Raw genomic sequence first — 358 nt, 5'->3', positions numbered from 1 at the left:
GTGCAGCCGGTGACCTTCACCCCGTACGCGAGCGCGTCGGCGACGCCGTGGGCGCCGGGGAAGGAGGGCAGCAGGGCGGGGTGGTGTTTGACGACCCGTCCGGCGAAGCCGGCGAGGACCCGGGCCCGGAGGATCTTCATAAACCCGGCCAAGACCACCGGTTCCGGTTGGTCCCCGCCGCCCGGTGCAGACCGTACCTGAGGTTGCCGCGCGGGTTCATGAAGATCCGCGGCGCCGGGGGCCTCACGGCCTGCGCCGCGCGGTTCCTGAACACCCAGTCCGCCCTGCTGCGCTCCTTCCCCGGCGCCCACGGCTTCGCCGACGCGCTCGCGTACGGGATGAGGGCCACCGGCTGCAC

General features: G+C 73.5%; 1 pseudogene. It reads right to left on the bottom strand.

The window, feature by feature from the left end:
- Window positions 1-170, bottom strand: a pseudogene (locus tag UK12_RS42110) (formyltransferase family protein); the annotation flags it as partial.
- Window positions 171-358: the final 188 nt, after the last annotated feature.

The sequence above is a fragment of the Saccharothrix sp. ST-888 genome (genome assembly GCF_000955975.1).
Classification (GTDB): Bacteria; Actinomycetota; Actinomycetes; order Streptomycetales; family Streptomycetaceae; genus Kitasatospora.
Note: the sequence above shows the minus strand (reverse complement) of the source record. Positions and strands in the feature narration are given on the sequence as shown.